General features: G+C 53.1%; 10 protein-coding genes and 1 pseudogene. 9 read left to right on the forward strand and 2 right to left on the reverse strand.

Annotation, left to right across the window (positions count from 1 at the left end; all coding sequences use genetic code 11):
* Positions 1–108 precede the first annotated feature (108 nt).
* On the forward strand, positions 109–1,392 hold the full coding sequence (gene hemL / locus PJU73_RS06210) for a glutamate-1-semialdehyde 2,1-aminomutase (RefSeq protein WP_237091940.1): 1,284 nt from the start codon (positions 109–111) through the stop codon (positions 1,390–1,392).
* An 899-nt stretch (positions 1,393–2,291) separates the two neighbouring features.
* On the opposite strand, the gene dusA is transcribed toward hemL, so the two are convergent.
* Together dusA and PJU73_RS06220 are read right to left on the reverse strand one after the other, a co-directional pair.
* On the reverse strand, positions 2,292–3,314 hold the full coding sequence (dusA, locus tag PJU73_RS06215; RefSeq protein WP_237091939.1) for a tRNA dihydrouridine(20/20a) synthase DusA: 1,023 nt from the start codon (positions 3,312–3,314) through the stop codon (positions 2,292–2,294).
* A gap of 141 nt (positions 3,315–3,455) precedes the next feature.
* The gene (locus tag PJU73_RS06220; RefSeq protein WP_237091948.1) at positions 3,456–5,846 is read right to left on the reverse strand and encodes a penicillin-binding protein 1A; all 2,391 of its coding nucleotides are present in this window, start codon (positions 5,844–5,846) and stop codon (positions 3,456–3,458) included.
* A 360-nt stretch (positions 5,847–6,206) separates the two neighbouring features.
* Between PJU73_RS06220 and pilM the strand changes: the two genes are divergently transcribed.
* The 8 genes and pseudogenes from pilM (at position 6,207) to PJU73_RS06260 (ending at position 13,445) form a co-directional block, all read left to right on the forward strand.
* On the forward strand, positions 6,207–7,226 hold the full coding sequence (pilM, locus tag PJU73_RS06225) for a type IV pilus biogenesis protein PilM (protein ID WP_237091938.1): 1,020 nt from the start codon (positions 6,207–6,209) through the stop codon (positions 7,224–7,226).
* Entirely contained in the window at positions 7,219–7,788 is a 570-nt protein-coding gene (locus PJU73_RS06230) for a PilN domain-containing protein (RefSeq protein WP_237091937.1), read from the forward strand. Before pilM ends, PJU73_RS06230 begins: the two co-directional genes overlap by 8 nt.
* A gap of 3 nt (positions 7,789–7,791) precedes the next feature.
* On the forward strand, positions 7,792–8,364 hold the full coding sequence (locus PJU73_RS06235) for a type IV pilus inner membrane component PilO (protein ID WP_237091936.1): 573 nt from the start codon (positions 7,792–7,794) through the stop codon (positions 8,362–8,364).
* Positions 8,365–8,398: 34 nt separating this feature from the next.
* The gene (locus PJU73_RS06240; protein WP_237091935.1) at positions 8,399–8,914 is read left to right on the forward strand and encodes a pilus assembly protein PilP; all 516 of its coding nucleotides are present in this window, start codon (positions 8,399–8,401) and stop codon (positions 8,912–8,914) included.
* An 89-nt stretch (positions 8,915–9,003) separates the two neighbouring features.
* Positions 9,004–10,368 (forward strand): annotated as a pseudogene (locus tag PJU73_RS06245) (type IV pilus secretin PilQ); the annotation flags it as partial.
* A gap of 43 nt (positions 10,369–10,411) precedes the next feature.
* Complete coding sequence (locus PJU73_RS06250; RefSeq protein ID WP_237091934.1) at positions 10,412–10,927, forward strand: shikimate kinase; 516 nt, start codon at positions 10,412–10,414, stop codon at positions 10,925–10,927.
* A 21-nt stretch (positions 10,928–10,948) separates the two neighbouring features.
* Positions 10,949–12,028 (forward strand): 3-dehydroquinate synthase, encoded by a 1,080-nt coding sequence (gene aroB, locus PJU73_RS06255; RefSeq protein ID WP_237091933.1) that lies wholly within the window; start codon positions 10,949–10,951, stop codon positions 12,026–12,028.
* A gap of 403 nt (positions 12,029–12,431) precedes the next feature.
* On the forward strand, positions 12,432–13,445 hold the full coding sequence (locus PJU73_RS06260) for an IS110 family RNA-guided transposase (protein WP_272606690.1): 1,014 nt from the start codon (positions 12,432–12,434) through the stop codon (positions 13,443–13,445).
* Positions 13,446–13,814: the final 369 nt, after the last annotated feature.

Genomic DNA, 13,814 nt, shown 5'->3' on the forward strand with positions numbered 1-13,814 from the left:
ATAGCGGACAAACTTTTTTCCGAGGCCGTCTGAAAATCAGTGCTAAAATACGGCACAAAACAAAACGCACCCGTCCCGTTTTTCAGACGGCCTACGAAAGGATTTTATATGAACCGCAACGAACAATTATTCAACCGTGCCAAAGCCATCATCCCCGGCGGCGTGAATTCCCCCGTACGGGCATTCGGCAGCGTCGGCGGTATTCCCCGCTTTATCAAAAAAGCCGAAGGCGCTTATGTTTGGGACGAAAACGATACCCGCTACATCGACTATGTCGGCTCTTGGGGGCCTGCGATTGTCGGCCACGCCCACCCCGAAGTGATTGAAGCCGTGCGGGAAGCCGCATTGGGTGGTTTGTCGTTCGGCGCACCGACCGAAGGCGAAATCGCCATCGCCGAAGAAATCGCCAAAATCCTACCGAGCGTCGAACAAGTCCGCCTTGTCAGCTCCGGCACTGAGGCCACCATGTCCGCCATCCGTTTGGCACGGGGCTTTACCGGCCGCGACAAAATCATCAAATTTGAAGGCTGCTACCACGGCCATTCCGACAGCCTCTTGGTCAAAGCAGGCAGCGGCCTCTTAACCTTCGGCAATCCGAGTTCCGCCGGCGTACCCGCCGATTTCACCAAACATACTTTGGTACTCGAATACAACAACGTCGCCCAACTCGAAGAAACCTTCGCCCAAGCCGGCAGCGAAATCGCCTGCGTGATTTTAGAACCCTTTGTCGGCAACATGAACTTGGTAAGGCCGTCTGAAAACTTCATCAAAGCCCTGCGTTCGCTGACCGAACAGCACGGCACGGTATTGATTTACGACGAAGTGATGACCGGATTTCGGGTCGCACTAGGTGGCGCACAATCGCTGCACGGCATCACGCCCGACCTGACCACCATGGGTAAAGTTATCGGCGGCGGCATGCCCTTGGCAGCGTTTGGCGGCCGCAAAGACATCATGGCGGCGATTTCCCCGCTCGGCGGCGTTTATCAGGCAGGCACACTGTCGGGCAACCCGATTGCCGTTGCCGCCGGCCTGAAAACACTGGAAATCATCCAGCGCCCCGGTTTCTACGAAAACCTCAACGCCCGCACCGAACAGTTGGTCAAAGGCTTTGCCCAAGCCGCCCAAGCCAACGGCATCGCATTCAGCACCGATTTTGTCGGCGGCATGTTCGGCCTCTATTTCGCCGACAAACGCCCGCAAAACTACGCCGACATGACCCACACCGACATCGAAGCCTTCAAACGCTTCTTCCACGGTATGCTCGACCGAGGCATCGCCTTCGGCCCTTCCGCCTACGAAGCCTGCTTCATGTCCGCCGCCCACACGCCCGAACTGATCGAACAAACCGTGGCAACGGCGCAGGAAGTATTTAAAGAAATGGCAGCGTAACACGGTTTGACGGTATAACCGACCAAACAAAGGCCGTCTGAAAACGCAGTTTTGCAGTTTTCAGACGGCTTAAATGTGGAATTTAAAGAACACGTGCGTGCTTTGGCACGCACGCTACGAGTGTCGGATTAAATTGTAGCACTATTGGCTAGCACGCTACACCAAATTCACCGGTAGCGTGCTTGCCTAAGCATGCACGGGTTTGGGTTTATCGTGAATTTACTTTAAAAATATGACAACACAAGCCACCTTTTCCCGATTTTAGCGAAACCTTCGGTTTTAGCTTCGCAGAAACTCGCTTTGCTCGTTTTCAGACGGCTTGAATGTGAAATTTAAAGAACATGTGCGTGCTGCGGCACGCACGCTACGACACACTCAACAGTAGTATGCCGAAAAGTCGTAGTGTGCTTGCCTAAGCATGCACGGGTTTGGGTTTATCGTGAATTTACTTTAAAAATATGACAACACAAGCCACCTTTTCCCGATTTTAGCGAAACCTTCGGTTTTAGCTTCGCAGAAACTCGCTTTGCTCGTTTTCAGACGGCTTGAATGTGAAATTTAAAGAACACGTGCGTGCTGCGGCACGCACGCTACGACACACTCAACAGTAGTATGCCGAAAAGTCGTAGTGTGCATGCCTAAGCATGCACGTGTCTGTTTACATATATCGTGAATTAGCCAAATTTCCAGTACATTCTCAACCCAACATGCCCGTCATTCCGACGAAAGTCGGAATCCATTTCGGCGGCTTAGGCAACTGTGTTTTCTTTACGGTTTCTGAATCTGACAGATGGATTCCGACTTTCGTCGGAATGACGAGTATGTTTGAAAATCGTTCGGTTTATTAAGTGGATTCACTATAGTGAAAAAACCGTTTTCAGACGGCCTGCGCCCTCAAACTATTCCCAGACATTAGCCTTTTCCACTTCCGCCCAAGCCTGCAGTATCAGCGTGCCGTCGTTGTCTTTCAGCAGATTAGCGTCTGAGAGCATACGCCGCCAGGTGCGGGCGTTTTTCAGGCCGTGCATCAGGCCCAAGGTATGGCGGGCGATGTGGCGCAGGATTGTTCCCCGTCCGGCTTGGATTTGGGTTTGGCTGTAACGGTAGATCCGTTCGACCAGTTCGGCGTATGCAATGGGGGCGCGGTCGTCTTGGTAAAACAGCCTGTCCCAGTGCCGCATAATCATCGGGTTGTGATAGGCTTCCCGACCGACCATCACGCCATCGACGTGTTGCAGATGGGCGGCGATTTCTTCGTTGGTGGTTACGCCGCCGTTGAGCAGGATTTCCAAATCGGGAAATTCCTGTTTGAGGCGGTAAACATATTCGTATTTGAGCGGCGGCACTTCCCGGTTTTCTTTAGGCGAAAGCCCGTCCAGCCAAGCATTTCGGGCGTGGACGATAAAGGTGCGGCAGGCGGTTTTGCGTTGCAGCGTGCCGACAAAATCGGCAACGGTTTGATATTCGGTCTGTCGGTCCACGCCGATACGGTGTTTGACGGTTACGGGAATCTGCACAGCGTCCTGCATGGCGTTCAAACAATCCGCTACCAAATCGACTTCGTTCATCAAGCAAGCGCCGAATGCGCCTTTCTGCACCCTTGGGCTGGGGCAGCCGCAGTTGAGATTGACTTCATTGTAACCATATTGCTCGGCGGCTTTGGCAGCTTGGGCCAAATCGGCCGGTTCGCTACCACCCAGTTGCAGGGCGACGGGCTGCTCGCCTTCGTTGAACATCAAAAAGCGTTGCGCATCGCCGTAGATAATCGCACCGGCGTTAATCATTTCGCTGTAAAGCCAAGTATGGCGGCTGATTTGGCGTGCCATATAGCGGTAATGGCGGTCGGTCCAATCAAGCATCGGGGCAACCGATAAACGGCGGCTTGGGGATTGGGTTTGCGGAGCGAAAGTTGTCTGTTCCATGTTTTTTCGTCTGTCTGTATGGTGGGCGGAACTATATCACAGCTTGGCGGTCTGCTCCATACGACACGGTAAGGGAATAAAAAACACGCATAAAACAAGCCGTCTGAAAATCGATTTTCAGACGGCCTGTGATTCATCGGCTTAAAACAGTGAATCCAACTGTTTGTTGCTGTTGCCCTGCGCAGCGGATGGTGCCGGAGCGGCCGGTTTTTCATCTACCTGCGTTACCTGACTGCTACCAGAACGGGCATCATCGCCTTGTTTTTTCGGTGCCGGTTTGCGAACCGGGCGGGGAACACTACCCCGGTTGTCGAGTTTCAAATCAGAGCTGGTTACTTGGCGCTCTTTCATATAATACTCGCCACTGCGGCTGACCACGCCGTCGGGGGCTTTCATGCCTTTGGCATCAGTTCCTTTCAGGGCGAAACGCATATATTCCGCCCATACCGGTACGGCGATTGTGCCGCCGTAGCCCGCACGGCCCATGCTTTTCGGTTTGTCGAAACCGACATACACGGCAGTTACCACGCTAGGGTTGAAGCCGACAAACCATGCGTCTTTGTTGTCGTTGGTCGTACCGGTTTTACCGGCAATATCCGAACGGCCGATGGTGTTGGCGCTGCGGGCAGTACCGACACGCACTACGTCCTGCATGATTTTATACATGATGTAGGCATTGCGGGGGTCGATGACCTGCGGTGCGTTTTCACCGGCAACCAACGGCTGCATCTGCGCCCGCAGGCGGCCTTGGCTGTCGTAAATTTTGTCGATGACGTAGGCGGACACTTTATAGCCGCCGTTGGCAAACACGCTGTAGCCCTCGGCAATCCGCAGCGGCGTGGTTTCGCCCGTACCCAGCGCCATTGACAGTGAAGCCGGAATTTCAGACGGCTTGAAGCCGAAGCGTTGGATATATTGTTGGGCGTAGCCGATGCCGATAGACATCAAAATGCGGATCGACACCATGTTTTTCGACGCTGTCAGTGCCTGACGCAGGGTGATATAGCCTGCATAGCGGCCGTCGGCGTTTTTCGGCATCCACACCGAGCCGTTTTTGCCTTTGCCCGGCAGCGCCAGCGGCGCATCGTTGATTTGGGTGGACGCTGTCATGCCTTTGGCAATGGCGGCGGAATAGACAAACGGTTTGAAGGTCGAACCGGGCTGGCGCATGGCTTGGGTAGCACGGTTGAAGGCTTTGCTGTGGAAATCGTAGCCGCCGACCAAGGCACGCACGGCACCGGTTTTGGCATCCAACGAAACCAGCGCCCCCTGCAACAGCGGTTCTTGCACAATTACCCAACTGTCGCCGCTGCCTTTAACCCGAATCACCGAGCCTCGGCGGATACGCTGATCGCCCATTTTTTTGTTTTCAATCGCACGGGCGGCAAAACCGATTGCGCCGCCGCTCAAGGTTACTTTCCGGCCGCTAGGAAGCTGAATCTGCAGGCTGCGTTTGGCAGTTTGCAAGACCACGGCAGGCACCATTTTATCAACCGTGTATAAGGTGGAAAGATGCTGACTGACAGTTTCTTCCACATCATCGGTTTTGCTCAAATCGATATAGCTTTCCGCACCGCGATAGCTGCTGCCCCGGTCGAAATTGCGCAACACACGGCGCAGCGCTTCGGTGGCGACCCGCTGGTTTTCGGTATTGACCGTCGTATAAACCCTAAAACCTTGGGTATAGGCTTCTTCGCCGTATTTTTCATACAGTTCCTGACGCACCATTTCGGCGACGTACAGCGCATTTTGATCGATTTTCTGCACAAAACGCTCGTAATGCAGCTCTTCTTTCAAAGCCTGATCACGCTGTTGCAGGGTAATCATTTTTTCCTCATACATATTGTTGAGGATATAGTTCTGACGCTGCTTGGCACGCTCAGGATTGACAATCGGATTGTAGGCGGACGGCGCTTTCGGCAGCCCCGCCAGCATACTGGCTTCCGCCAAGCTCAAATCCTGCACTTTTTTATTGAAATAGATTTGCGATGCCGAAGCAAAGCCGTAAGCACGCTGACCCAGATAAATCTGGTTGAAATACAGTTCGAGAATCTGGTCTTTGCTCAAAGCCTGCTCGATTTTATACGCCAGCAGCGCTTCGTTGAATTTGCGGGTAAACGTACGCTCGCTGCTCAGGTAGAAATTTTTGGCCACCTGCTGGGTAATGGTACTTGCGCCCGACTGCACGCCGCCGGCCACCACGTTGCCGACAATGGCACGCAATACGCCGAACACGTCCACGCCCCAGTGGTCGTAGAACCGTTTATCCTCGGCGGCAATCACGGCGTTTTTCAACACATCGGGAAAATCGGAAATTTTGGTAAATTCACGGCGTTCTTCGCCATACAGACCAATCACTTTACCGTCCGCCGAATACACCGTCAGCGGCATTTTCGGCTGATAGTTGTGCAGGCTTTCAACCGAAGGCAGCTTCGGATAAGTAACCAAAATGGCAATCGCAATCAGGCCGACGCCGAAGATTGCCAAACCGATTGTCAGGCCGAACAGGCCTTTTATCATTTTTCTAATCATGTTTTCATACCTACCGTTGCCGGCATCTCGGAAAAGGTTGCGCCGGGGCATTTTGTTACCCGAACGGCGGATTTTATTCAAACATCAGTTTAAAAATTGTTTGAAAAATAAAGGAAACTGCTGTCAATTTCTGAAATTTTACCATTTTCAGACAATCTGCAATGGGATTCTTGTCTAAAACACAAAATTAGACGACCATATAGCAAACAAATATTTTCCGGCGGTTTTGCCGCAGCGGAAAATCGGTTTATGGGCGATAGTATATAAAAAATAACGCCGATACTGAAACAAAATATTTTCTACTTTCTCAGAGCAAACCGTCTTCGCTGACCCGAAACAGACTTCAGGGAAGCCTTACCTATGCGTTTGTCCGCCCCGTTCAAAAAACTTTTTCCCTTTTTGCGCCGCCCGTCCGACACCGGCTTCAATACGGCTGCGGGCATAGACATTGAACAAAACGCTGTCAAAGCAGTGCTGCTCTCGGGCAGCCGTTTGGAACACATCTGCGTGGAACATTATCTGATTGTCCCGCTGGCGGAAGATACCGTAAAAGGCGACAAAATTCAGGATTACGAGCGACTTGTTACATATCTGCAACAAATCCGTCCGACTTTGGGCGCTTGCCGCCGCATTGCCGCCGCCCTACCCGACAGCCTGACCGCCACCGAAGAGCTGCATTGTCCGCCCGATACATCTGTTGCAGAAATCGAAACCCTGATTGAAAGCGGACTGTTGCCGTCGGCAGCCGCCGAATCCGTCCGTTACGACTACCACATCAGCGCCGCACCCGAAGCGCAGCATATTGTCGCCGTGTCCGCCAAACAAGACGACATCGAATTGCGGGCAGAACTCTTCGAACAGGCAGGGCTGGCTTTATCGGTACTGGATACCGACCTGCTCGCCCAACATCATGCCTTCCTGTTTTGGCTCAACCTGTGCGCCCCCGAACTGCTCGCAGAAAAAACCGTATTTGTCGGCATTTACAGCGTCCAAACCTATGTATTAATTGTGCAGCACGGGCGGATACTCTACCGGCAGGAAACCCAGTCCGGCGCAGCCATGCCGTCTGAAAATGATATATCCGAAACCTTCAATATTCAGACGGCCTACACCATCCAGCGAGCATTGCAGTTTTACGCCAGCACGCAGGATACCGAACCGCCGAGCGCAATCCACCATATTTTCCTGACCGGTGCCGCCGCCCAAAATCCGGATTTGGCAGCAACCGTCAGCCGGATTTGCGGCATTTCCGCCCAAACGCTGCACCCTGTCGCCCACGCCAAATTCGGCAGCACGCTCAACTCTGCGCAACTGCAACACGATGCGCCCGAACTGACCATCGCATTCGGCCTTGCCTTGCGGGGGCTGCACCATGATTGAACTGATCGCCATCAACCTGCTTCCCTACCGCCAAGCACTGGAAACACAACGCAAACGGCAGTTTGCCCTATTAATGTCAGCGGCGGCGGCGCTGGCCTGCACGGTTTCGCTGGCAGGCTATTTGTTGCTGGAGCACGCCGTATCGCAACAAACGGCACGCAACCGCTTTCTTGAACACGCCGCTTCCACACTCGATCAGGATTTGGCACGCCTGCGGCAGCTGCAAAACGAAAAAGATGCTTTAATCCGCCAACGGCAGCATGTTGAACAATGGCAGCGGCAAACCGAACAAACCGCCCGCCTACCCGATATTTTGGGCGGCATTTTGCCCGAACAGGCCTATTTAACCGACCTGACCGCCGACAGCCCCCACCAGTACCGCATCAGCGGAAAAGCCGCAGGCGAAGCGGAAGCCACTGCTTTTTTGGCCGCCTTAAACCGCACGCCGCAGATACGTTCCCCCGAATTGGCAGACTTAAAAGCCGACGGCACGCAGCAGGCGTTTACCGTCAAATTTTCCCTTACCGCCGAACCGCCCACCGGCCAACCTTCGGAGCCATAATCCATGACGGCACGCCATTGGACGCAAACCGATTTGAAAGAACTCTATTTATTAAGCCTACCCGCCCGCCTGCTGCTGGCAGGCTTGGCAGCGGCCGGAATTTTGGCGGCGGCGTATTTTTTCCTGTTTTCAGGACAACTCGAACAGCTGACCCGACAACAAGCCGCCGAAAAAACTTTAAAAAACGAGTTTGTCCGCAAAAGCCAAACCGCCGCCCGTTTGCCGCAGCTTCAAACCGAACTGCAGACGCTTCGTACCGAAATGGAACAGCCGGCCAGACGTATGCCGTCTGAAAACGATGTTCCGGCGCTGATTCGGGAGCTTTACCAAGCCGCAGAAACATTCGGTCTGCAGGTCGAAAGTATCCGCCCGCAAACGCCCGCAAGCAGCGGCGGCCTGAGCAAACGCCCGTTCCAAATGGTGCTAATCGGCACGTTCCCCGATACCAACCGTTTTCTGCACCGCATCGGAAAGCTGTCTTATTTCACCGCTTTGGAATCGGTCAGCATTCATGCGGGCGATTCGACAGGCCGTCTGAAAACGAGTGTTGTCATTGTTACCTATACTGCAAAATAAAATTCAATAAAAACAAATAATAAAGGAGAAACCAATGAAACCCATTTTGCTTGCCGCACTAACGATACCGATACTCTGCGGCTGTTCGCAAAACCACGAAGATTTGCAGGCGTGGACGGAGCAAGTCCGCCGACAAGCCGCCGCCCCAACCGTTTCGCAAGCGCAACCGGCCGCCGCAGGCGAAGCGGCAGAGCATGTTTCCGCAACCGATATTTTCAATCCGCAACGCATCGCTCACACATCTCTTGCCGCCGAACACTCCGCCACCGCCGAGCGTCCTCCGCAAAGCATCTTGGAAACGCTGGATTTGGGCAGCGTACGTTATGTAGGCCGTCTGAAAAGCGGCAAGCGGATTAAAGGCTATCTTCAGGCAGACGGTTATGTGTACACCGTTACTGTCGGGCAGCGTATCGGCAGCAGCACCGTCCGCCGCATCGACCCCGAACGTATGCTGGTCGGCGAAACCGTTTTACCGCTGACGCAGGCGGTATCGGCTGCGCCGGAAAACACCGTTGCCGCCGCAAACCATACACAGGAGGACACGCCATGAAACGCCGCCTGCTTGCCTGTCTGTTGCCGGTTCTGCTTTTTCAGACGGCCTTGATTCACGCCGCCGAACCGAACCCGCCTTCGCCGTGGGCCGCCAAAACCTTTAAAGGCCGCAAAATCTCGCTGGATTTCCAAAACATCGACATCCGCACCATTTTACAGATTCTCGCCAAAGAATCAGGCATGAACATCATCGCCAGCGACACCGTCAGCGGCAAAATGACGCTGGTACTCAAAGAAGTGCCGTGGGATCAGGCATTGGATTTGGTGATTCAGACCCGCAATCTCGATATGCGGCGGCAGGGCAACATCATTAATATCGCCACTCGGGAAGAACTGCTGGCAAGGGACAAAACCCTGCTGCAGGCAGAAAAAGACATTGCCGAACTCGGTTCGCTCGCCTCGCAAACCTTCCAACTCAAATATAAAAACGTGGACGAGTTCCGCAAAATCCTGCATTTGGACGACACCGCTCAACGCAGCAGCGCCGAGGGCAAACACCGCAGCAACACCTTGCTCAGCAGCCGGGGCAGCGTGCTAATCGATCCGGCCACCAATACCTTAATCGTAACCGACACCCGTGCCGTATTAGAAAAATTCCGCAAACTGATTCAGGAATTGGACGTGGCCACCCGCCAAGTGATGGTAGAAGCCCGCATTGTCGAAGCAACAGAAGGTTTTTCACGCGACATCGGCATCAAATTCGGCGCAACCGCCGTCCACGGCCGCAACAGTTGGGCCAACAGCTGGGACAACGCCCTTGCCAACAGCAACACCGTCCGCAGCGACAATATTGCCGCATACAATCAGTCTCTTAGCGGTAATGGTACGCAATACAACCGCACACCGCTGCTGGCCGTTCCCAACATCAACCTACCTGGTGCCGCCGTCAGCTCCGGCATTGCCCTGATTCGGGCGGCGGGTTCGAGCATTTTGGGGCTGGAACTTTCCGCCTCCGAACAGCTCGGCAAAAGCAAGACCTTGTCCAATCCCCGCATTCTGACCCAAGACAGACAGGAAGCCGCCATCGAAGCGGGTACGGAAATCCCCTATCAGGAAGCCACATCGGGCGGAGCCACCGCCATCGCCTTTAAAAAAGCCGTGCTGGGACTGACCGTCAAACCCAATATCACGCCCGACGGACAGATTATCCTCAACGTCAAAATCAACAAAGACACGCCTACCGACTGCACCGTTGATTCGCTCGCCACCAAATGTATCAGCACCAAAAGCCTGACCACACAGGCCATGGTCGAAAACGGCGGCACGCTGATTGTCGGCGGCATTTACGAAGAAGAAAGCGGCAACGCCGTCCGCAAAGTTCCGATATTGGGCGACATTCCCGTATTGGGCAACCTGTTCAAATCCAAAGGGCGGCACGAAAACCGCAGGGAACTACTGATTTTCATCACCCCGCAGATTATGCAGGAAGGCAGCGACAGCGTATTTTATTAACCGGCTAACATTTTTCCGCCAATCTCGGCTAAAATAACACCCCATGAACACACCACGCAACCTTATCCTTATCGGCCTGATGGGTGCCGGCAAAAGCACCTTGGGCAAACAGGCCGCCCAAGCGCTGGGCCGGCCGTTTTACGACAGCGACCAAGAAATCTGCGCCTGCTCCGGCGTATCGATTCCGACCATTTTCGAATTGGAAGGCGAACAAGGCTTCCGCAACCGTGAAACCGCCGTGCTGAAAAAACTCACCGCCTTGGAAAACATCGTTCTCGCCACCGGCGGCGGAGCCGTATTACGGGAAGAAAACCGCTCGTTGCTGCACCAATCGGGCATCATCGTCTATCTGCACGCCGAACCCGAAACCCTGCTCGAACGCACCCGCCACGACACCAACCGCCCGCTGCTGCAGGTAAACGACCCCTTGGCGGCGCTGCAAGACCTGTACCGCCGGCGGGACAGCATTTACCGTGAAGCGGCGCACATCATCATCGAGTCGGACAACCGCCAACACACCCTGCAAAAGCTGCTGGCAGCCTGGCAGAATCAAGATTAAGACCGGACAGAAAGCGTTATCATGCACACTCTTACCGTTCAAACCCCGTCGCACCAATATCCGATTTTCATCGGCAACGGCCTAATCGATCAGGCACACGAACTGCTGCGCCCCTATTTGGGCAAAAAAGCCGCCGTCATTACCAACGAAACCGTCGCCCCGCTTTACCTTGCCAAAATTCAGACGGCCTTGGATACGCTGGGCATCGACCATTTCAGCATTATCCTCCCCGACGGCGAAGCCTACAAAAACTGGGAAACGCTCAACCTGATTTTTGACGGCCTGATGCAAAACCGTGCCGAACGCAAAACCACACTGATTGCCTTAGGCGGCGGTGTCATCGGCGACATGGTCGGCTTTGCCGCCGCCACCTACCAGCGCGGCACGCCGTTTATCCAGATTCCGACCACCCTGTTGAGCCAAGTCGATTCCTCAGTCGGCGGCAAAACCGCCATCAACCACCCGCTCGGCAAAAACATGATCGGTGCGTTTTACCAGCCACAGGCCGTATTGGCCGACCTGAACACCCTGCACACCCTGCCGCAGCGTGAACTTTCCGCCGGCATGGCCGAAGTCATCAAATACGGCGCACTGGGCGACAGCAGATTTTTCCGCTGGCTGGAAGAAAACATGGCGGATTTAATGGCGCAGCAACCCGAAAAACTCGCCCAAGCCGTGTACCACTGCTGCAAAATGAAAGCCGACATCGTCGCCCAAGACGAAACCGAACAAGGCATCCGGGCATGGCTCAACCTCGGCCACACTTTCGGCCACGCCATCGAAGCCGAAATGGGCTACGGTGTCTGGCTACACGGCGAAGCCGTCGCCGCCGGCTGCGTCTTGGCCGGCCGCCTGTCCGAAATACTGTGCAAAACGCAGCCTGAAGACACCGAACGCATTGCCAAGCTGATGACCGCCGCCCGCCTGCCCGCCGAGCCGCCGAAATTCCCGTTTGAACGCTGGCTGGAACACATGCGCCACGACAAAAAAGTCAGCAGCGGCGTAATGCGTTTTATCGGCCTCAACCGCTTGGGCGAGGCCAACATCACCGAAATCAACGATATGGAAATCCTGCGCCAAACCCTGCAGCCGTATCTCTGAACCACCCCAACCAAGGCCGTCTGAAAATCGGGTTTCCCATTTTCAGACGGCTTTGTTTTTGCTTTTCAAACAAATATAGTTAAAACACCAAATTTTCCATACAAAAGCAGGCGTAGTTTGTGGTTAGCGAGGCACGAGCGTAATCCAACAAAATCTTATGTTTCAAGGTATTTTCAATCGTGTTGGGTCTCGACCCAACCTTGTATAAGAAACACCAACCACAAGATAAAATAAAAAGCCCCCGACAGAAGCAGCTATCAGGGGCGGGATTGAAAACAGAGTTGTACGCCAACCTTGGGCTTCAAAGCCCGCGACGTAGATAAAAGCCTGTTTTCAATGTCCAAACACCCCGAATAGTATCATAGACATGCTGTGCATAGTCTGCATTCACAAGGTTAGGAGCATGATGGACACCCCATTTTATTTTATCGGCATCGATATTGCCAAGTTAAAGTTCGATGTTGCGGTTAAAAAATCCGCAAAAGTGTATCAACACCACCAGTTTGAGAACCATCCGCAAGGTTTTGCTGCTTTGAGCGAATGGCTGAACAGCTTTTCGGATAAGCCGCTCTATATCGTGATGGAAGCGACAAACGTCTATCACGAAAGGTTGTGCGAATACTTATATGCGGCCGGACATTCGGTAGTCGTGATTAATCCCAAATGTGCCGCCAACTTTGCCAAAGGTTTGAACTTACGTTCCAAAACCGACAAAGCGGATGCCAAATTACTTGCCCGCTTAGCCGAAAGCTATGTTCATGAGTTTGACCTGTGGCAACCGAAGGGCAATAACGAAAAAGCCTTATTGCGCCAACTTCGTCATCTCGAACATTTAAAAACAGCGCTGACCAAAGAAAAAGTCCGGCTGCAGATGCTGTTGGACGAGTATGCAATGGCTTCGTCCGAACGTCTGATTGCTTTTCTTGAGTGCGAAGTCAAAACCGTTGAAACGCATATTCATCAGTTGGTGAAACAGGATGATCAGTTGAAACACAACCATCATCTGCTGAGCAGTATTCCCGCCATCAGCAAAACCACAGCCTGTTGGCTGCTCGCCATACTGGGCGACGGCACTCGGTTTAAAAACGGACGTGCTGCTGCGACCTACGCCGGACTGACCCCGATGGTCAGACAATCGGGAACGAGTGTAGATAAGCGGGTCGGTATCTCCCGTATCGGACAGAGTGATTTGAGGAAGATACTCTATATGCCGGCCGTGTCGTTTTGCTTTGGCAAATATAAGGACAGTATTTACAGCTCGTTTGTCCAACGCTTGCTGGAGCGTAATAAACTGGCGAAAAAAGCCGTGATTGTGGCTTTGATGCGTAAACTCGTGACCATTGCCCAATCTGTATTGAAGTACCAACAACCCTTTAACGAAGAACGCTATGCGAAAATGTGTCTGGATAAGGCTTGATTTATTGGGGGGCTTATAGTATCTACGCCCGTTCTCTTTAATTAAGTGAATTAACTATAGTACGGGACAGGTTTTGTCCGGATTGTTGTTTAATCCGGTTACAAAAACCGTTCTCTTTGAGCCGGGCGAGCCAATGCTGTAATCTTTTAAAGTGAATTCACGATAACAGTGAAAACGGTTATTTTCCACACCCGCCCCTTACGGCGTACGCCCGAATAATTACTACACCCTATTACATTCATCCGTGTTTTTGTATATAGTTACGCTATCGTGCATTCACTTTAAAACAGTACCGTGCCGACCCGTCCTTTTTTAAAGTGAATCCACGCTATCCGAATATTGTTCCCCAACCCACACAAAAAGGAAAAA

This window comes from Neisseria lisongii (assembly GCF_028463985.1).
Classification (GTDB): Bacteria; Pseudomonadota; Gammaproteobacteria; order Burkholderiales; family Neisseriaceae; genus Neisseria; species Neisseria lisongii.

Bases quoted from the DNA above. Each gene is read 5' to 3' on its own strand.
- hemL (WP_237091940.1), top strand. From the start codon at position 109: ATGAACCGCAACGAACAATTATTCAACCGTGCCAAAGCCATCATCCCC.
- dusA (WP_237091939.1), bottom strand. From the start codon at position 3,314: ATGGAACAGACAACTTTCGCTCCGCAAACCCAATCCCCAAGCCGCCGT.
- PJU73_RS06220 (WP_237091948.1), bottom strand. From the start codon at position 5,846: ATGATTAGAAAAATGATAAAAGGCCTGTTCGGCCTGACAATCGGTTTG.
- pilM (WP_237091938.1), top strand. From the start codon at position 6,207: ATGCGTTTGTCCGCCCCGTTCAAAAAACTTTTTCCCTTTTTGCGCCGC.
- PJU73_RS06230 (WP_237091937.1), top strand. From the start codon at position 7,219: ATGATTGAACTGATCGCCATCAACCTGCTTCCCTACCGCCAAGCACTG.
- PJU73_RS06235 (WP_237091936.1), top strand. From the start codon at position 7,792: ATGACGGCACGCCATTGGACGCAAACCGATTTGAAAGAACTCTATTTA.
- PJU73_RS06240 (WP_237091935.1), top strand. From the start codon at position 8,399: ATGAAACCCATTTTGCTTGCCGCACTAACGATACCGATACTCTGCGGC.
- PJU73_RS06250 (WP_237091934.1), top strand. From the start codon at position 10,412: ATGAACACACCACGCAACCTTATCCTTATCGGCCTGATGGGTGCCGGC.
- aroB (WP_237091933.1), top strand. From the start codon at position 10,949: ATGCACACTCTTACCGTTCAAACCCCGTCGCACCAATATCCGATTTTC.
- PJU73_RS06260 (WP_272606690.1), top strand. From the start codon at position 12,432: ATGATGGACACCCCATTTTATTTTATCGGCATCGATATTGCCAAGTTA.